Origin of the sequence: Pseudomonas fitomaticsae (genome assembly GCF_021018765.1) — a bacterium.
In the GTDB taxonomy this organism is placed as follows: domain Bacteria; phylum Pseudomonadota; class Gammaproteobacteria; order Pseudomonadales; family Pseudomonadaceae; genus Aquipseudomonas; species Aquipseudomonas fitomaticsae.
In genome coordinates this window covers 1-18,440 of record NZ_CP075567.1, presented here as the reverse complement: position 1 = coordinate 18,440, position 18,440 = coordinate 1, and the positions used below count along the sequence as shown (strand labels likewise).

The following is an 18,440-nucleotide window of genomic DNA, read 5'->3' as shown; positions in this document are numbered from 1 at the left end:
TACGAAAAAGGCCCGTATCTCACGATACGGGCCTTTTTTGTTGCCTGGCGAAAGGCCTCAGGCTTTCTGTTCGAAGATCACATAGACCTTGCGGCAAGCCTCCAGCACTTCCCAGGTGCCACGGAAACCGGCGGGAATCACGAAGCGGTCGCCGACGCGCAGGGTCTTGGCATTGCCTTCGCCGTCACGCAGCACCGAAACGCCCTGGAGGATTTCGCAGTATTCATGCTCGGTGTAATTCACCGTCCACTGACCCACCGCACCTTCCCACACGCCGACGCCCATCTGCCCGCAAGGGCTGTCGTATTGATTGAACACCGCTTGCTCGGGATCGCCCTTGAGCACTTTGGCCGGGTCCGGGCGATAGCGTTCGGCTTCGGTTGTGGTCAGGCTGATGTCGACGACGTTCTGGATGTTCATTGTTGTTTTCTCCCGTGATGACGGCGCGTTGGCGTGAAAGGGCCAAAGTCTATGTTGATTAAATTGAACGCCGCAAGGCCGTATGGCGAGCTTATGTCAAATATATTGAAACAACCCCGGCCGCTGGTTTAGGGTGGCGGATGCCTTGGGCCGAAAAGCAGGCTGGCCGGGCAGTATTCCTGAGGACGACCGCGACGATCGCGGCGCTCGTATTGAACAAGAGGAGGACACTCGAATGACCACCCTGACTCGTGCCGACTGGGAACAACGCGCCCGCGGCCTGAAGATCGAAGGCCGCGCCTACCTTAATGGCGAGTACACCGATGCCGTCTCCGGCGAGACCTTCGAGTGCATCAGCCCGGTCGACGGCCGTCTGCTGGGCAAGATTGCCAGCTGTGACGCCGCCGACGCCCAGCGCGCCGTGGAAAACGCCCGCGCCACGTTCAATTCCGGCGTCTGGTCGCGCCTAGCGCCGACCAAACGCAAAGCCACCATGATCCGTTTCGCCGGCCTGCTCAAGCAGCACGCCGAAGAACTGGCCCTGCTCGAAACCCTCGACATGGGCAAGCCGATCAGCGATTCGCTGTACATCGACGTGCCGGGCGCTGCGCAAGCCCTGAGCTGGAGCGGTGAGGCGATCGACAAGATCTACGACGAAGTCGCTGCCACCCCGCACGACCAACTGGGTCTGGTAACCCGCGAACCAGTGGGCGTGGTTGGCGCCATCGTGCCGTGGAACTTCCCTCTGATGATGGCCTGCTGGAAACTCGGCCCGGCCCTGTCGACCGGTAACTCGGTGATCCTCAAACCGTCGGAAAAATCCCCGCTGACTGCCATCCGCATCGCCGAACTGGCGGTCGAGGCCGGCATTCCGAAAGGCGTACTGAACGTGTTGCCGGGTTACGGCCACACCGTCGGCAAGGCGCTCGCTCTGCACAATGATGTCGACACCCTGGTGTTCACCGGTTCGACCAAGATCGCCAAGCAACTGATGATCTATTCCGGCGAATCGAACATGAAGCGCGTCTGGCTGGAAGCCGGCGGCAAGAGCCCGAACATCGTGTTTGCCGATGCACCGGACCTGCAAGCCGCCGCCGAATCCGCCGCCAGCGCCATCGCCTTCAACCAGGGCGAAGTCTGCACCGCCGGTTCACGTCTGCTGGTCGAGCGTTCGATCAAGGACAAATTCCTGCCGATGGTGATTGAAGCGCTGAAAACCTGGAAACCGGGCAACCCGTTGGACCCGGCCACCAACGTTGGCGCGCTGGTCGACACCCAGCAGATGAACACCGTGCTGTCCTACATCGAATCGGGCCACACCGACGGCGCCAAACTGGTAGCCGGCGGCAAGCGCATTCTTCAGGAAACCGGTGGCACTTACGTCGAGCCGACGATTTTCGACGGCGTGAGCAACGCGATGAAAATTGCCCAGGAAGAGATCTTCGGCCCAGTGCTGTCGGTCATTGCGTTCGATACCGCCGAGGAAGCGATCAACATCGCCAACGACACGCCTTACGGCCTGGCGGCAGCGGTCTGGACTCAGGATATTTCCAAGGCACACCTGACCGCCAAGGCGCTGCGTGCCGGCAGCGTGTGGGTCAACCAGTACGACGGCGGCGACATGACCGCACCGTTCGGCGGCTTCAAGCAGTCGGGCAACGGCCGTGACAAGTCGCTGCATGCGTTCGACAAATACACCGAGCTGAAGGCGACCTGGATCAAGCTGTAAGCCGTTAAGGGAGCCTGCCGACGCGGGCTCCCGAACGGTACAAAGATCCCTGTGGGAGCGGGCTTGCTCGCGAAGGCGGTGTGTCAGTCATCATCAATATCGACTGTCAGACTGCATTCGCGAGCAAGCCCGCTCCCACATTGGTTTTGTGGTGCACATAAAAATTATCCACAGGAGCGTGGACCATGCGTTGGGCGACGTATTTCGCCGTGTTGGCGTCTGTCTTGAGTGTTGGTCTGGCCCTCGGTGTCAGCATGCCGCTGGTGTCGTTGCGCCTGGAGGGCTGGGGTTATGGTTCGTTCGCCATTGGCGTGATGGCGGCGATGCCGGCCATTGGCGTGTTGCTGGGGGCGAAGATTTCCAGTCATCTGGCGGCGCGTTTCGGCACCGCGAACCTGATGCGCCTGTGCCTGTGGGCCGGGGCACTGTCCATCGGCCTGCTGGCGCTGCTGCCGAGCTACCCGATCTGGCTGGTGCTGCGGCTGATGATCGGGGTGATCCTGACCATCGTGTTCATCCTCGGCGAGAGCTGGATCAATCAACTGGTGGTCGAGCATTGGCGCGGGCGATTGGTTGCGCTGTATGGCAGCAGTTACGCGCTGAGCCAGCTGTCTGGTCCATTGCTGTTGGGCGCACTTGGCACCGATCACGATTACGGTTTCTGGGTGGGTGTCGGTCTGCTGATCGCTTCGCCGTTTCTGCTGTTGGGTCGCAGCGGCGCGCCAAGTAGCGAGGCCAGCAGCGTGACCTTCGGCGATCTGTGGGGGTTCGCTCGTGAACTGCCGGCAATCGCCTGGGCGGTGTCGCTGTTCGCCGCGTTCGAAGCGATGATCCTGACGCTGTTGCCGGTGTATTGCCTGCAACAGGGTTTCACCGCAGAGATTGCGCTGGCGATGGTCAGCACCGTGGTGGTGGGCGATGCGCTGCTGCAATTGCCCATCGGTGCGTTGGCCGATTATCTGTCGCGCCGGACTTTGTTCGCCGGCTGCGCCGTGGCGTTGATGCTGTCGAGTCTGGCAATCCCGATGCTGCTCGACACCTTGCTGATCTGGCCGCTGTGGGTATTGTTCGGCGCCAGTGCCGGTGGCCTGTTCACCCTGTCGCTGATCCTGATCGGCGAGCGCTACCGCGACGATGCGCTGGTGCGGGCCAACGCGCATGTCGCGCAGCTGTGGGGCGTCGGTTGTCTGATCGGGCCGTTGATGGCGGGGGCGGGCAGCCAGTGGATCAGCGGGCATGCGTTGCCGTGGCTGATGGCAGCCGGGGCATTCGGGCTGGTGATTCTGCTGTCGCGGCAAGGGGCCTTCGGCAAGGTGCCGGAGCCCGCTTGATATACCGGCTGGAGCGGGTTGCTACAGCATCCGCTCCAGTCCCACGGTGGTGCTGAACCACGCATTGAAGCGCCGCCACCAACTGCCCGGTTCCTTGGTCAGCGTGTGCATCTGGCCGTTGTCCTCGGTGACCCACACCACTTTTCCGTCCTGCAGTTTCGCTTCGTAACTCAGCGCCGGTGCCATGCCTTGCAAGGCCAGTTCGCGCACGTGGGCAGCCAGCTCGGGACTGTCCACCAGCACCCCGACTTCGGTGTTCCACAGCACCGAGCGCGGGTCGAAATTGAACGAGCCGACGAACGATTTTTTACCGTCGAAGATCATCGCCTTGCTGTGCAGGCTCGAATCCGAGCCACGATAGGACTTGCTGTAAAACAGGTGCGGGCCGCTGCCGTAGTTATCCCCAGGCTGGCGCCGCAGCTCGTAGAGCTTCACGCCATGTTCCAGCAGCGCCTTGCGATACGGCGCATAACCACCGTGCACCGCCGGCACGTCGGTGGCTTCCAGCGAGTTGGTCAGCAGGCTCACCGACACGCCGGCATCGGCGCGGCCGGTCAGATAGACCAGCCCCGGCTGACCCGGTACGAAGTAGGCAGAAATCATCACCAGCTCTTTGCTGACGCCGGTCAGCTCCGGCGCCAGTTGGGTCGTCAGCAGCAGTTGCGGATCGGGTTCGCCCTTGGCCAGCACCTTGCTCGGCGCGTCCCACAGCGCCTGGTTCCAGGCCCAGATCAGCTCCTTGCGCCAGATGTCCATGCGCGGATCGGTGCGGTAGGTCATCAGTTGCTGATACAGCGCGTGATTCTGTTTGCGGGTCTCCTCCAGTGATTCTTCCAGGCGCGTACGGGTGTTCTGCAGGTCTTTGGACGTGGGTTTGCTGGAGAGGAATTCGTCGATCGGCTTGCTCAGGGCACTGTTCCAGTACTGGTCGAAACTGTGTCCGAGCTGCTCGGCGACCGGCCCGACACTCAGCATGTCGATATCGGTGAAGTTCAGGTTGGGCTCGGCATCGAAGTATTCATCGCCCAGATTGCGCCCGCCGACGATGGCCGCGCTGTTGTCCGCCAGCCACAACTTGTTGTGCATCCGCCGGTGTTGCAGCGACAGGTTGAACAACCGTCCGGCCGCCCGGGTCACGCCGGTGCTGCGCCCCAGGTGCAGCGGATTGAACAGGCGGATCTGGATCTGCGGATGTGCCGCCAGGGTTGCGATGATCAGGTCGAGGCCGTCGCTGGTGGTGTCGTCCAGCAGGATCCGCACCCGCACGCCACGATCGGCGGCCTTCAATACTTCCTCCACCAGCATTCGCGTACTGATGCCGTCATGGACGATGTAGTACTGCAAGTCGAGGCTACGTTGCGCGTTGCGGATCAGCTCGGCGCGGGCGGTGAAGGCTTCGGTGCTGTTGGACAGCAGGCGAAAGCCGGACTGGCCCTTGTACGGCGCTGCCTGGGCCTGGATCGAGCGGCCGAACGCGGAGGCGGATGCCGGCAGCGCCTGGCTCGGTTCGCGCGGTATGTCGATAGACGCGCAACCGCCCAGGAACGAGGCGAATAGCAGCAGAGCGAGTAAGGGCTGTCTGAAGCTCACGTGGGATCGTTCCGGTTGGCGGCAGATTTGGGCATATGGACGCTTTTGGCTCGGGAAAAGTCAGTCGGCTTCGGCCAACAGCTTGATCGCGGTCGCACCGACCTTGCGTACCGCCTCTTCGATCAGCGCTGTCGGTTTGGCAGCGTAGTTCATGCGCAGGCAATTACGGTACTTGCCCGAGGCGGAAAAGATGCTGCCGACAGCAATCTGTACGCCCTGATCGTGCAGCGCACGATTCAGTTTCAGCGTATCGAAGCCTTCCGGCAGTTCGACCCAGAGCATGAAGCTGCCTTGCGGGCGGCTGGCGCGGGTGCCGGCCGGGAAGTAACGCGTCACCCAATCGATCATCACGTCGCGATTGCGCTGGTACTGCGTGCGCATCCGCCGCAAATGCGGTTCGAAGTGTCCGGCCTTGAGAAATTCGGCAATGGCGATCTGCGGCTGGGGTGCGGTGGAACCGGTGCTGATGTATTTCATGTGCAGCACCCGCTCAAGATAGCGACCCGGCGCGACCCAGCCGATGCGCAATCCCGGCGCGAGGGTCTTGGAAAATGAACTGCACAGTAGGACACGGCCGTCTTCGTCGAAGGATTTGATCGTGCGCGGACGCGGGTAGGTGTAGGCCAGTTCGCCATACACATCGTCCTCGATGATCGCCACGTCGAAGCGCTGGGCCAGGTTGAGCAGGGCGCGCTTGCGTGACTCCGGCATGATGTAGCCGAGCGGGTTGTTGCAGTTGGGCGTGAGCTGGATGACCTTGATCGGCCATTGCTCCAGCGCCAGCTCCAGGGCTTCGAGGCTGATACCGGTGAGCGGGTCGGTGGGGATTTCCAGGGCTTTCATGCCCAGCCCTTTGAGGGTTTGCATGGCGCCGTGGAAACTCGGCGAGTCCACCGCAACGATGTCGCCGGGTTCGCAGATCGCGTGGATGCTGGTGGACAGCGCTTCGTGGCAACCGGTGGTGACCACCAGATCGCTGGCACTCAACTGGCAGCCGGAATCGAGCATCAGCCGGGCGATCTGTTCGCGCAGTTCGAGGGTGCCGTGGATGTTGTCGTAATACAGACCGGGCATGTCCTGACGGCGGCTGATACGGGCCAGCCCGCGCAGCAGCGGTTTCATCGTCGGTGACGAGATGTCCGGCATGCCGCGACCGAGCTGCACCACGTCCTTGCGCGGCACGGCGCGAATCAGCTCCAGCACCTGATCCCACTGGGAAATCTCCACCGGCCGTTGCGCCGGGCGCCCGACTGCCGGCAGTTCCGGCAACTCCCGACCCACTGGCACGAAGTACCCGGACTTGGGTTTCGGCGTGGCCAGGCCGCTGTCTTCCAGCATCCGATAGGCCTGCTGCACCGTGCTCAGGCTGACCCCGTGTTCTACGCTCAAGGCGCGCACCGACGGGAGGCGATCACCAGGACGGTAGAAGCCTTGTTCGATGCGGGTGCCGAGCAATTCGGCGAGATTCACATAGAGCGTCATGGCACTGCCTCGATGCAGATGATTCGTTAAACCAGTACAGATGCGGCGTAAATCGACAATTCAGTCTCAGAGACAGCAAATCTGTATGGAAATAATACAGATGTGTTGAATCTGTAATGCTTTTGCTCGCCCGCGCATCATGGAATCTCTGGCTACCCAAGTAAACAGGAGCAATGAAAATGAACGGCTTGAGCGATGTGCGGCTGACGTTACACAGTCAGGAACTGGAGGCAGGGCAACAGGACAACGCGCGCAACGAGAGCATGTGCAACGCACCGTCCGGCCTGAGTCGCTGGGGTCTGTTCTGGCATCGTCTGCACACGCGCAAGGCGTTGTTGCGCCTGACGCCGGAACAGCTCAAGGACATCGGGCTGACCCGGGAGCAGGCGCTGGAGGAGGGGTTGAAGCCGTTCTGGCGGATCTGAAATCTTCGGTGCCTGTTTCGGCCCCTTCGCGAGCAAGCCCGCTCCCACATTCGACCGTGTTCCCCAGGTGGAGCGCGGTCACCTGTGGGAGCGGGCTTGCTCGCGAACGCGTATTCAGGGCCTCGACAAAAACATCAGACCAACTCTTTAAGCCGATGCCACAACATCCCCAACGCCAGCAGCGGCGAACGCAGATGCTTGCCGCCGGGGAAGGTGATGTGTGGCACTTTGGCGAACAGATCGAAGCCGCCACTGTGCTGGCCGCTGATGGCCTCGGCCAGCAGCTTGCCCGCCAGGTGCGTGGCATTCACGCCGTGACCGGAATAGGCCTGGGCGTAATACACGTTCGGCTGGTCGGCGAGCCGGCCAATCTGCGGCAGACGGTTGGCACCGATGCCGATCATCCCGCCCCACTGATAATCGATCTTCGCTGAAGCGAGCTGCGGAAACACTTCGAGCATCTTCGGCCGCATGTACGCGCCAATGTCCTTTGGATCACGCCCCGAATAATGGCAGGCGCCGCCGAACAGCAGGCGGCGGTCCGCCGAGAGCCGGTAGTAATCCAGCGCCACCCGCTGATCGCAGACCGCCATGTTCTGCGGCAGCAGGGCGTGGGCCTGCTCTTCGCTCAGCGGTTCGGTGGCGATGATGTAGCTGCCGGCCGGCAGCACCTTGCCGCTGAGTTGTGGATTCAGATTGTTGAGATAGGCATTGCAGCCCAGCACCAGGGTTTTCGCCCGCACCGAACCTTGCGCTGTATGTACCCGGACTTCGGGGCCGTAGTCGATACGGGTGACCGCCGATTGCTCGAACAGCTTCACCCCGAGTTGCTGCGCTGCTGCGGCTTCGCCGAGTGCCAGGTTCAGCGGGTGCAGGTGCCCGGAGCCCATGTCGATCAAACCGCCGACGTAGCGTTTGGAACCGACCACGGTGTGCATCTCGTTCGCTTGCAGCAGACGGGTTTCGTAGCGGTAACCGAGGCTGCGCAGCTCTTCGGCGTCTTCGGCGAAGCCTTCCAGATCGGAGGGTTTGTTGGCGAGGTCGCAGTAACCCCAGGTCAGGTCGCAGGGGATCTGAAAACGCTCGACGCGCTGGCGGACGATTTCCACCGCTTCAAGGCCCATGAGTTTCATCTGACGCACGCCGTCGGTGCCGATCACGTTGGCGAACTGGTCGAGGCCATGGCCGACGCCGCGAATCAGTTGCCCGCCGTTGCGACCGCTGGCGCCCCAGCCGATCCGGTGCGCTTCCAGCAACACCACGCTCAAGCCGCGCTCCGCCAGTTCCAGCGCGGTATTCAGCCCGGAGAAACCGCCACCGACCACGCACACGTCGGCAATCAACTCACCTTGCAGCACCGGATGGTCGGGGTGCGGCAGGCTGCTGGCGGCGTAATAAGAGGCAACGTGGGGCTGGCTCGCGGTGGCTTGGGCGCGGGCATTCATGGGCGTCATCCTGAGCGGGTGTCGAGAAAATTTGACGGAGCATAAGCCGCAGGCCCGAGGCCGGGCAACATTGGTCGGCCCGTGGTGTCTGGATCACGGCTTTTGCGGCACAATTGCCACCTATTTCGCTCCGGTTATCGCTGCAATGAGCTGCAACAGTCAGAAAATCCGCACCCTGCGTCAGCAGATTCCCTCGTTCGAATGCGTGCCGGGCTGCCATGACTGCTGCGGACCGGTGACCACCTCGCCCGAGGAAATGTCCCGCCTGCCGCGCAAGACCCGCGCCGAGCAGGACGCGGCCATGGAAGAACTCAACTGTGTGCACCTGGGGCCGAACGGCTGCACGGTGTATGACGAACGGCCGCTGATCTGCCGGTTGTTCGGCACCACCCAGACCTTGCCGTGCCCCAACGGCCGGCGACCGGTGGAACTGATTCACCCACGGGTCGAGAAGCAGGTGTTCGAGTACATGGCCGAAAACCGGCAGGTGCTGGTCTGAGCACTCAGTCCGGAATCGGCAGGCTCAGGCTCTCTTTCACTTCTTCCATCACGATGTAGCTCTTGGATTCGCGCACGTGCGGCAGCTTGAGCAGGATGTCGCCCAGCAGCTTGCGGTACGAGGCCATCTCGGAAATCCGCGCCTTCACCAGGTAGTCGAAATCCCCTGACACCAGGTGGCATTCCAGCACGTGGGGCAATTTCAGCACCGCACGTCGGAACTCTTCGAAAGTATCGCCGGATTTGTAGTCGAGGCTGATCTCGACGAACACCAGCAGACTACCCTTCAAGTGCTGCGGATTCAGGCGGGCGCTGTAGCCCATGATGATCCCCTCGCGCTCCAGGCGCCGCACCCGCTCGGTACACGGCGTGGTGGAGAGCCCGACCTTCTCGCCCAGCTCGGTGAATGAAATCCGCCCGTCCGCCTGCAGGATCCGCAAGATGTTGCGGTCGATCTTGTCCAGCTCACGTTTGGTCTGAGTGTTGGTACGCATAGGGGATGCGCCTCCGTGAAAAGGGTTTTTGCCGAGAATTGTCGCCAAATATAGGCGCTTATACAGTGAAAAGCACTGGCAAATCTTTTTTACACTGCGCGCATCATTGCTCTAACAACAGACGTACGCGGCACGCCGCGATGAGGGATACAAAAATGCGCGTTATGGTCTTGGGTAGCGGCGTCATCGGTACCGCCAGTGCTTACTATCTGGCCCGGGCCGGGTTTGAAGTGGTGGTGGTCGACCGGCAGCCCGCCGCGGCCATGGAGACCAGTTTCGCCAACGCAGGCCAGGTCTCGCCGGGCTATGCCTCGCCGTGGGCCGCGCCGGGCGTTCCGCTCAAGGCCATCAAGTGGCTGCTGCAACGCCACGCGCCTCTGGCGATCAAGGCCACCGCCGACATCGATCAGTACCTGTGGATGGCGCAGATGCTGCGCAACTGCACCGCCAACCGTTACGCGGTGAACAAGGAGCGCATGGTGCGTCTGTCCGAGTACAGCCGCGACTGCCTCGACGAATTGCGCGCCGAAACCGGCATCGCCTACGAAGGCCGCAGCCTCGGTACGACCCAGTTGTTCCGCACCCAGGCGCAACTGGATAACGCCGCCAAGGACATCGCCGTATTGAAAGAGTCCGGTGTGCCGTTCGAAGTCCTCGACCGCGCCGGCATTGCCCGCGTCGAACCGGCGCTGGCGGGTGTCACCGACATCCTCGCCGGTGCCCTGCGCCTGCCAAACGACCAGACCGGCGACTGCCAGATCTTCACCACTCGCCTCGCCGAAATGGCCACCAAACTGGGTGTGGAATTCCGCTTCGGTCAGGACATCCAGCGCCTCGACTTCGCCGGTGACCGCATCAACGGCGTGTGGATCGACGGCAAGCTGGAAACCGCCGACCGCTACGTGCTGGCCCTTGGCAGCTACTCGCCGCAACTGCTCAAGCCGCTGGGCATCAAGGCCCCGGTGTATCCGTTGAAGGGCTACTCGCTGACCGTGCCGATCACCAACCCGGCGATGGCACCGACGTCGACCATTCTCGACGAGACCTACAAGGTCGCGATCACCCGTTTCGACAATCGCATCCGCGTCGGCGGCATGGCGGAGATCGCCGGTTTTGACCTGTCGCTGAACCCGCGTCGGCGCGAAACCCTGGAGATGATCGTCAACGACCTTTATCCTCAGGGCGGCAATCTGGCCGAAGCGAGCTTCTGGACCGGCCTGCGTCCAACCACCCCGGATGGCACGCCGATCGTCGGCGCGACCCCGTTCAAGAACCTGTTCCTGAACACCGGTCACGGTACCCTCGGCTGGACCATGGCGTGCGGCTCCGGTCGCTTGCTGGCCGACCTGATGGCGAAGAAAAAGCCGCAGATCAGCGCCGAAGGCCTCGATATTTCCCGTTATGGCAACACCACCCAGGAGTCCGCAAAGCATGGCAATCCAGCGCCAGCTCACCAATGAGCGCATGAGTCAGATCGTCAGCCACAACGGTACGGTGTATCTGTCCGGGCAGGTCGGCGATGACTTCAACGCCGGTGTCGAACAGCAGACCCGCGACGTACTCGCCAACATCGAGCGTCTGCTCGATCTGGCTGGCACCGACAAACAGCATCTGCTGTCGGCGACGATCTACCTGAACGACATCGAGGCGCACTTTGCCGGCATGAATTCGGTGTGGGATCAGTGGCTGCCCAAGGGCGCCGCCCCGGCCCGTGCCACGGTCGAAGCGAAGATGGCCAAGCCGAGCATCCTGGTCGAGATCTCCATCGTCGCCGCGTTGCCGTAACCCGTTGCAAGATCCCTCTCCCGGTGCTGTTGGCGGTTCACGCCGTCAGCCAGCGCCGGTTTTTATTCCCATGACCGCCAAGAAGTCTGCTGCCATGCGTCCTGCCCGTGCCCTGATCGACCTTCAAGCCCTGCGTCACAACTACCGTATCGCCCGTGAAGTCACCGGTGCCAAGGCACTCGCGGTGATCAAGGCCGATGCCTACGGCCATGGCGCGGTGCGTTGCGCCCAGGCGCTGGAGGCTGAAGCGGACGGCTTCGCGGTGGCGTGTATCGAAGAAGCGCTGGAGCTGCGTGCTGCCGGGATTCGCGCGCCGGTGCTGTTGCTCGAGGGCTTTTTCGAGGCCGACGAGCTGGCGCTGATCGTCGAGCACGATTTCTGGTGCGTGGTGCATTCGCTGTGGCAGCTCGAAGCGATCGAGCAGGCGGCGTTGAGCAAACCGATCACCGTGTGGCTGAAGCTCGATTCGGGCATGCACCGTGTGGGCCTGCATCCGAAGGATTACCCGGCGGCTTACCAGCGTCTGCTGGCCAGCGGCAAAGTAGCGAAAGTCGTGCTGATGAGCCACTTCGCCCGGGCCGATGAACTGCACGAGCAGAGCAGCGCCGAGCAAGTCGCGGTGTTCGAAGCCGCGCGTCAGGGCCTGGCAGCCGAAGTCAGCCTGCGCAACTCGCCGGCGGTGCTGGGCTGGCCGCAGATTCACAGCGACTGGGTGCGCCCGGGCATCATGCTCTACGGCGCTACCCCGTTCGAAGAAGCCAACGTCGTGGCCGAGCGCCTGCAACCGGTGATGACCCTGGAGTCGAAAGTCATCAGCGTGCGTGAACTGCCGGCCGGCGAGCCGGTGGGCTACGGCGCGAAATTCATCACCGACAAATCGATGCGCATCGGCGTAGTCGCCATGGGTTACGCCGACGGTTATCCGCGTCAGGCACCGACCGGCACCCCTGTGCTGGTGGCCGGTCAGCGCAGCCGCATTCTTGGGCGGGTGTCGATGGACATGCTGTGCATCGACCTGACCGACGTGCCGCAAGCCGGCCTCGGTTCGACCGTCGAGTTGTGGGGCAAGAACATCCTCGCCAGCGATGTGGCGAAGTGGGCGGACACCATTCCGTACCAGATCTTCTGCAACCTGCGCCGGGTGCCAAGGCTCTATTCCGAGGGTTGAAGCGCAAGCGGGGCCCAAGTGTTGTAAATACTGAACGCTGTCGCCATGATAACGCTCAATATTTCTACAGCATCAGGAGGCTCCAGCCTTGGACGTCGGTGAACGACTGCAATCGATCCGCAAGCTCAAAGGGCTTTCCCAGCGTGAACTCGCCAAGCGCGCGGGCGTCACCAACAGCACCATTTCGATGATCGAAAAGAACAGCGTCAGCCCTTCGATCAGTTCGCTGAGGAAAGTTCTGGGCGGGATTCCCATGTCCATGGTCGAGTTCTTTTCCGAAGAGATCCTGCAGGAAAAACCGACCCAGATCGTCTACAAAGCCAACGAGCTGATCGACATTTCCGACGGCGCCGTGACCATGAAACTGGTCGGCCGCGCGCACCCGAGCCGAGCCATCGCGTTCCTCAATGAAATCTACCCGCCGGGCGCCGACACCGGCGAAGAAATGCTCACCCACGAAGGCGAGGAAACCGGGATTCTGGTGGAAGGGCGGCTGGAGCTGGTGGTGGGTCTTGAAACTTTTATCCTCGAAGCCGGCGACAGCTACTACTTTGAAAGTACCAAGCCGCATCGTTTCCGTAATCCGTTCGATGCACCGGCGCGACTAATCAGCGCAGCCACGCCGGCAAATTTTTAAACAAAGAGGCGCCAGGCCATACGGCGAAGGCACCCGAAACGTTTTTCCACAGCGCGATATAACCCCTTCGACTTTGGGGTTGTTTCAGTGAAGCGGGCTAACCGCTATACTTGCGCCCGCCTGCGAACCGTGGCCGCAGGCGTGAATAGCCACCATTGAGGGTGAACGCGTGAACCTAATTATGAAAATGCTGGCTGCACCAGCAACCGTACTGGCCCTCTGGGCTGTCAGCGCTCAAGCTGCGACGAATGACGACATTGCCAAACGCCTCGAGCCGGTCGGCCAGGTGTGTGTTCAAGGGCAAGAGTGCAAGGGGATGGAAGTCGCTGCTTCGGCGGGCGGCGGTGGCGGCGCCAAGACGCCGGACGAAGTGATTGCCAAACATTGCAACGCTTGCCACGGCTCCGGCCTGTTGGGCGCACCGAAAATCGGTGACGCCGCAGCCTGGAAAGAGCGCGCCGATCACCAGGGCGGCCTCGACGGCATCCTGGCCAAGGCCATCACCGGCATCAACGCCATGCCGCCGAAAGGCACCTGCGCCGACTGCTCCGATGAAGAGCTGAAAGGCGCGATCCAGAAAATGTCCGGCCTGAAATAAGCCGCGCTTGTGACGAAAAAAACCGTCTTCGGACGGTTTTTTTGTGCCCGCGATTCAGGCCTGAGGCTGTTCTTTGCAGCAAACAACCGGCAATCTCGGTCGTACCTCTATTCACGGAACGGGCAGGAGGCTTCAGATGGTGCAGTTGTGTTCGATCGAACAGGCAGTGGACGACGTGCTGGCGCGGTTGCCGGCGCACATCCACATGGGCCTGCCGCTGGGGCTGGGCAAACCCAATCCCTTCGTCAACGCGCTGTACCGGCGGGTTGCCGGGTTGCCCGAACGTCAGCTGACGATCTACACCGCCCTGTGCCTCGGCCGTCCGGCCCTGGGCGATGGTTTGCAGAAGCGCTTCATCGAACCCTTCGTCGAGCGGGTGTTCGGCGATTACCCGGAACTGGAATTTCTTGCCGACCTGCACCGCGACAGCCTGCCGTCCAACATCCGCATTCAGCAATTCTTCATGCAGCCCGGCAGTCTGCTCAATAGCGCGCCGGCCCAACAGGATTACGTCAGCAGCAACTACAGCCACGCCGCCCGCGACATCAACGCCGCCGGGCTGAACCTGGTGGCGCAGTTGCTCGCCAGCAGCAGCGAACACCCGGATCGCCTGAGCCTGAGCTGCAACCCGGACATCACCCTCGACCTGTTCCCGATGATCGCCAAACGCCGGGCGGCGGGGGAGACCATTCTGCTGGTCGGCCAGGTGCACACCGAGTTGCCGTACATGCCGGGCGATGCCGAAGTCGATATCGACACCTTCGACCTGCTGATCGACGAAAAGGACAGCAGCACGCTGTTTTCCACGCCGAACATGCCCGTCGGGTTTCAGGATCACTTCATCGGTTTGCACGCCAGTACGCTGGTGCGCGATGGCGGCACTTTGCAGATCGGCATCGGCTCGATGGGCGATGCGCTGACCGCCGCGTTGCTGGCACGTCAGGCCGACAACGCCGGATACCAGGACCTGCTGGCCGATGTGAACCTCAGCCAGTGGGCGCAATTGATCGAACGCGAGGGCGGCATCGAGCCCTTCGCCAAAGGCCTGTACGGTTGCAGCGAAATGTTCGTCAACGGCCTGCTGGTGCTGGCCGAAGCGGGGATCATCCGGCGCAAGGTCTACCCGGATCTGCAGACCCAGGAGCAGGCCAACGCCGGGATCCTCGACGAGGCGGCGCAAACCGATGGCCTGTCGATCCACGGAGGTTTCTTCCTCGGGCCGCGCAGTTTCTATGAGCGCTTGCGTGAGTTACCGCTGAGCAAACGCCTCGAATTCAACATGACCCGCATCAGCTACATCAACGAGCTGTACGGTCAGGAAGAGCTCAAGCGCCTGCAGCGTCTGGATGCGCGGTTCATCAACACCGTGTTCACCATGACACTGCTGGGGGCCGGGGTGGCGGATCAACTGGAAGACGGGCGGGTGCTCAGCGGCGTCGGCGGGCAATACAACTTCGTTGCACAGGGCCATGCGCTGCACGATGCGCGCTCGATCCTGCTGTTGCGCAGCTGGCGCGAGTCCGGCGGGGATGTCAGTTCGAACATTGTCTGGGAATACGGCCACTGCACGATTCCACGGCACCTGCGCGATATCGTGGTGACCGAGTACGGCATCGCCGACCTGCGCGGCAAGTCGGATGCGGTGGTGATTGAGGCGCTGCTCAATATCAGCGACTCGCGCTTCCAGCAGGGCCTGATCGAACAGGCGCAGAAGGTCGGCAAACTGCCGAAGGATTTCCGTCTCGATCCGCGCTTTACCGACAACACGCCGCAACGCTTGCAGGCGATTGCCGCGCGGCACCCGAACCTGTTTCCGGAGTATCCGCTGGGCTGCGATTTCACTGAGGTCGAGAAGGATCTGTTGCGGGCGCTGAACTGGCTCAAGAGCAAATTCAAGCTGACCGAGATTCTGGAACTGGGCAAGGCAGCGCTGGATGCGCCTGAGGCTTCGCTGTATCCGGAGCATCTGGCGCGCATGCAGCTCACCGATCCGGAAGGTCTGAAGGAAGACCTGTTTCAGCGGTTGTTGCTAACGGGCCTGAAGGCCACTGCTTAGTAAAAAAACGACAAAAAACCTGTGGGAGCGGGCTTGCCCGCGATGGCGGTGTATCAGTCAACTTGGATGTTGAAGGATATGGCCCCATCGCTGGCAAGCCAGCTCCCACAGGTATTGCAGTGTGTTTGCGCCTGTCAGCGATTACTCGATGAAGGTAACCACGCCATCCTTCAGCGACTTCACGCGAGCCAGCGACTCGACGCGGTAACCCTGCGAATCCAGCTCCGCACGGCCGCCCTGGAACGACTTCTCGATCACGATACCCAGGCCCGCGACGGTGGCGCCGGCCTGCTTGATGATCGAGATCAGCGCCTGGGACGCCTTACCGTTGGCCAGGAAGTCGTCGATGATCAGCACGCGATCGCTGCTGGTCAGGTGACGCGGGGAGATGGCCACGGTGCTTTCGGTCTTTTTGGTGAACGAGTAAACGGTCGCCGACAGCAGGTTTTCAGTCAGGGTCAGGGACTGTTGCTTGCGGGCGAAGATCACCGGTACGCCGAGGTTCAGACCGGTCATGATCGCCGGAGCGATGCCCGAGGCTTCGATGGTGACGATCTTGGTGATGCCCGAATCCTTGAACAGCGTGGCGAATTCGTCGCCGATCAGCTTCATCAGGGCCGGGTCGATCTGGTGGTTCAGGAAGGCGTCGACCTTCAGGACCTGGTCGGAAAGCACGATGCCTTGTTCGCGGATTTTCTGGTGCAGGGCTTCCATGAAGCTGTCCTCTGTTGGCGCCTTGTGCGCCCTAAGGTTTTAAAAAAAGTGGTCAATTCTAGCGCTTTAACATCGCGCGTATATCAGCCAATGCGCTGTTGCCCCGCACGGCTTTGACTTCGGTCGGTGTGTCGTCGTTGCCTTCCCAGGCCAGGTCGTCCGGCGGCAGTTCATCGAGGAAGCGACTTGGCGCGCAGTCGATGATCTCGCCGTACTGTTTGCGCTTGGCGGCGAAGGTGAATGCGAGGGTCTGGCGCGCGCGGGTGATGCCCACGTACGCCAGGCGGCGTTCTTCTTCGATGGTGTCGGCTTCGATGCTGGAGCGGTGCGGGAGGATTTCCTCTTCCATGCCCATGATGAACACGTAAGGGAATTCCAGGCCCTTGGACGCATGCAGAGTCATCATCTGCACGCCTTCGGCGCCGTCCTCTTCTTCCTGCTGACGTTCCAGCATGTCACGCAGGACGAGTTTGCCGATGGCGTCCTCGACGGTCATTTCGCCGTCTTCGTCTTTTTCCAGGGTGTTCTTCAAGGCTTCGATCAGGAACCAGACGTTGCTCATCCGGTAGTCCGCGGCCTTGTCGCTGGAACTGTTGGTGCGCAGCCAGTTCTCGTAGTCGATGTCCATGACCATGCTGCGCAGGGCGGAGATCGGGTCTTCGCCGGCGCACTGCTCGCGCACCTTGTCCATGAAGCGCTTGAAGCGCGACAGACGATCGGTGAAGCGGCTGTCCAGATGCTCGCCCAGGCCGAGTTCGTCGGTGGCGGCGTACATCGAGATCTTGCGTTCGGTGGCGTAGTTGCCGAGCTTTTCCAGGGTCGTCGAGCCGATCTCGCGGCGCGGCACGTTGATCACCCGCAGGAAGGCGTTGTCGTCGTCCGGGTTCACGATCAGGCGGAAGTAGGCCATCAGGTCTTTCACTTCCTGACGCCCGAAGAAGCTGTTGCCGCCGCTCAGACGGTACGGCACCTGATGGTGCTGCAGTTTCAGCTCGATCAGCTTGGCCTGGTAGTTACCGCGATAGAGGATCGCGAAATCGCTGTACGGACGGTCGGTGCGCAAGTGCAGGCTGAGGATTTCCATGGCCACGCGCTCGGCTTCGGCGTCCTCGTTGCGGCAGCGGATCACGCGGATCTCGTCGCCGTGGCCCATCTCGCTCCACAGCTGCTTTTCGAATTCGTGGGGGTTGTTCGAGATCAGCACGTTGGCGCAGCGCAGGATGCGGCTGGTGGAGCGGTAGTTCTGCTCCAGCATCACCACTTTCAGGGACGGGTAGTCGTCCTTGAGCAGCATCAGGTTTTCCGGCCGCGCGCCGCGCCAGGCGTAGATCGACTGGTCGTCGTCGCCCACCACGGTGAACTGGTTGCGCTTGCCGATGAGCATTTTCACCAGCAGGTACTGGCTGGCGTTGGTGTCCTGGTATTCGTCGACCAGCAGGTAACGCACCTTGTTCTGCCACTTTTCGAGGATGTCGGCGTGCTCTTCGAAGAGCTTCACCGGCAGCAGGATCAGGTCGTCGAAGTCCACCGCGTTGAACGCCTTGAGCGTGCGCTGGTAGTGGGTGTAGACGATGGCGGCGGTCTGTTCCTTGGGGTTGCGGGCGTTTTCCAGGGCCTGGGCCGGCAGGATCAGGTCGTTTTTCCAGGCGCCGATCATGTTCTTGATCTCGTCGACGCCGTCGTCGCCTGCGTATTCCTTCTGCATGATGTCGGTCATCAGCGACTTGACGTCGGTTTCGTCGAAGATCGAGAAACCGGGTTTGTAGCCCAGCCGTTCATGTTCCTTGCGGATGATGTTCAGGCCCAGGTTGTGGAAGGTGCAGACCGTCAGGCCGCGACCTTCGCCGGCACGCAGCAGGGTGCCGACCCGTTCCTTCATCTCGCGCGCGGCCTTGTTGGTGAAGGTCATGGCGACGATGTACTGGGCACGGATGCCGCAGTTCTGGATCAGGTGCGCAATCTTGCGCGTGATCACGCTGGTCTTGCCGGAGCCAGCACCGGCGAGCACCAATAGAGGGCCGCCGACGTAGTTCACGGCTTCTTGCTGCCGGGGATTGAGTCGGGACAT

17 protein-coding genes are annotated in these 18,440 nt (G+C 61.8%); 10 read left to right on the top strand and 7 right to left on the bottom strand.

Going from position 1 to position 18,440, the window contains the following annotated elements:
• Nucleotides 1-57: 57 nt before the first annotated feature.
• Entirely contained in the window at nucleotides 58-420 is a 363-nt protein-coding gene (locus tag KJY40_RS00085; RefSeq protein ID WP_007954453.1) for a cupin domain-containing protein, read from the bottom strand.
• Between the two features lie 235 nt (nucleotides 421-655).
• Here KJY40_RS00085 and KJY40_RS00080 point away from each other — a divergent pair, with 235 nt between their 5' ends.
• Together KJY40_RS00080 and KJY40_RS00075 are read left to right on the top strand one after the other, a co-directional pair.
• Complete coding sequence (locus KJY40_RS00080) at nucleotides 656-2,149, top strand: aldehyde dehydrogenase (protein WP_230734242.1); 1,494 nt, start codon at nucleotides 656-658, stop codon at nucleotides 2,147-2,149.
• Nucleotides 2,150-2,334: 185 nt separating this feature from the next.
• On the top strand, nucleotides 2,335-3,480 hold the full coding sequence (locus KJY40_RS00075; RefSeq protein WP_230734240.1) for an MFS transporter: 1,146 nt from the start codon (nucleotides 2,335-2,337) through the stop codon (nucleotides 3,478-3,480).
• A gap of 21 nt (nucleotides 3,481-3,501) precedes the next feature.
• Here the strand turns inward: KJY40_RS00075 and KJY40_RS00070 are convergent, their stop codons facing one another.
• Together KJY40_RS00070 and KJY40_RS00065 are read right to left on the bottom strand one after the other, a co-directional pair.
• Entirely contained in the window at nucleotides 3,502-5,070 is a 1,569-nt protein-coding gene (locus KJY40_RS00070; protein WP_230734238.1) for a phospholipase D family protein, read from the bottom strand.
• 60 nt (nucleotides 5,071-5,130) lie between these two features.
• Nucleotides 5,131-6,552: an aminotransferase-like domain-containing protein gene (locus tag KJY40_RS00065; RefSeq protein ID WP_230734236.1), complete on the bottom strand. Its 1,422-nt coding sequence runs from the start codon at nucleotides 6,550-6,552 to the stop codon at nucleotides 5,131-5,133.
• Nucleotides 6,553-6,731: 179 nt separating this feature from the next.
• Here KJY40_RS00065 and KJY40_RS00060 point away from each other — a divergent pair, with 179 nt between their 5' ends.
• Complete coding sequence (locus tag KJY40_RS00060) at nucleotides 6,732-6,977, top strand: DUF1127 domain-containing protein (protein WP_230734234.1); 246 nt, start codon at nucleotides 6,732-6,734, stop codon at nucleotides 6,975-6,977.
• Nucleotides 6,978-7,111: 134 nt separating this feature from the next.
• Here KJY40_RS00060 and KJY40_RS00055 read toward each other — a convergent pair whose 3' ends face one another.
• Nucleotides 7,112-8,422: an NAD(P)/FAD-dependent oxidoreductase gene (locus tag KJY40_RS00055; protein WP_230734232.1), complete on the bottom strand. Its 1,311-nt coding sequence runs from the start codon at nucleotides 8,420-8,422 to the stop codon at nucleotides 7,112-7,114.
• A 145-nt stretch (nucleotides 8,423-8,567) separates the two neighbouring features.
• Between KJY40_RS00055 and KJY40_RS00050 the strand changes: the two genes are divergently transcribed.
• Complete coding sequence (locus KJY40_RS00050) at nucleotides 8,568-8,921, top strand: YkgJ family cysteine cluster protein (RefSeq protein ID WP_230734230.1); 354 nt, start codon at nucleotides 8,568-8,570, stop codon at nucleotides 8,919-8,921.
• A 4-nt stretch (nucleotides 8,922-8,925) separates the two neighbouring features.
• Here KJY40_RS00050 and KJY40_RS00045 read toward each other — a convergent pair whose 3' ends face one another.
• Nucleotides 8,926-9,414 carry an Lrp/AsnC ligand binding domain-containing protein gene (locus KJY40_RS00045; protein WP_230734228.1) on the bottom strand — a complete coding sequence of 163 codons (489 nt, stop codon included), beginning with the start codon at nucleotides 9,412-9,414 and terminating at the stop codon, nucleotides 8,926-8,928.
• Between the two features lie 155 nt (nucleotides 9,415-9,569).
• Between KJY40_RS00045 and dadA the strand changes: the two genes are divergently transcribed.
• The 6 genes from dadA to KJY40_RS00015 all read left to right on the top strand — a co-directional run bounded on the left by dadA (nucleotide 9,570) and on the right by KJY40_RS00015 (nucleotide 15,658).
• Nucleotides 9,570-10,874: a D-amino acid dehydrogenase gene (gene dadA, locus KJY40_RS00040; protein WP_007954487.1), complete on the top strand. Its 1,305-nt coding sequence runs from the start codon at nucleotides 9,570-9,572 to the stop codon at nucleotides 10,872-10,874.
• Complete coding sequence (locus tag KJY40_RS00035) at nucleotides 10,846-11,199, top strand: RidA family protein (RefSeq protein ID WP_039765240.1); 354 nt, start codon at nucleotides 10,846-10,848, stop codon at nucleotides 11,197-11,199. Before dadA ends, KJY40_RS00035 begins: the two co-directional genes overlap by 29 nt.
• Nucleotides 11,200-11,293: 94 nt before the next feature.
• Nucleotides 11,294-12,367: an alanine racemase gene (gene alr, locus KJY40_RS00030; protein ID WP_230737780.1), complete on the top strand. Its 1,074-nt coding sequence runs from the start codon at nucleotides 11,294-11,296 to the stop codon at nucleotides 12,365-12,367.
• A gap of 88 nt (nucleotides 12,368-12,455) precedes the next feature.
• A complete protein-coding gene (locus tag KJY40_RS00025) occupies nucleotides 12,456-13,004 on the top strand; it encodes a cupin domain-containing protein (protein WP_003229444.1) in 549 nt (182 codons plus the stop codon).
• A gap of 181 nt (nucleotides 13,005-13,185) precedes the next feature.
• Nucleotides 13,186-13,602, top strand: coding sequence for a c-type cytochrome (locus tag KJY40_RS00020; RefSeq protein ID WP_102685864.1), 417 nt, complete (start codon nucleotides 13,186-13,188; stop codon nucleotides 13,600-13,602).
• Between the two features lie 136 nt (nucleotides 13,603-13,738).
• A complete protein-coding gene (locus KJY40_RS00015; RefSeq protein ID WP_230734226.1) occupies nucleotides 13,739-15,658 on the top strand; it encodes an acetyl-CoA hydrolase/transferase C-terminal domain-containing protein in 1,920 nt (639 codons plus the stop codon).
• A 141-nt stretch (nucleotides 15,659-15,799) separates the two neighbouring features.
• On the opposite strand, the gene KJY40_RS00010 is transcribed toward KJY40_RS00015, so the two are convergent.
• On the bottom strand, nucleotides 15,800-16,372 hold the full coding sequence (locus KJY40_RS00010) for a xanthine phosphoribosyltransferase (protein WP_003229440.1): 573 nt from the start codon (nucleotides 16,370-16,372) through the stop codon (nucleotides 15,800-15,802).
• Nucleotides 16,373-16,430: 58 nt separating this feature from the next.
• Nucleotides 16,431-18,440 (bottom strand): DNA helicase Rep, encoded by a 2,010-nt coding sequence (gene rep, locus KJY40_RS00005; protein WP_007954499.1) that lies wholly within the window; start codon nucleotides 18,438-18,440, stop codon nucleotides 16,431-16,433.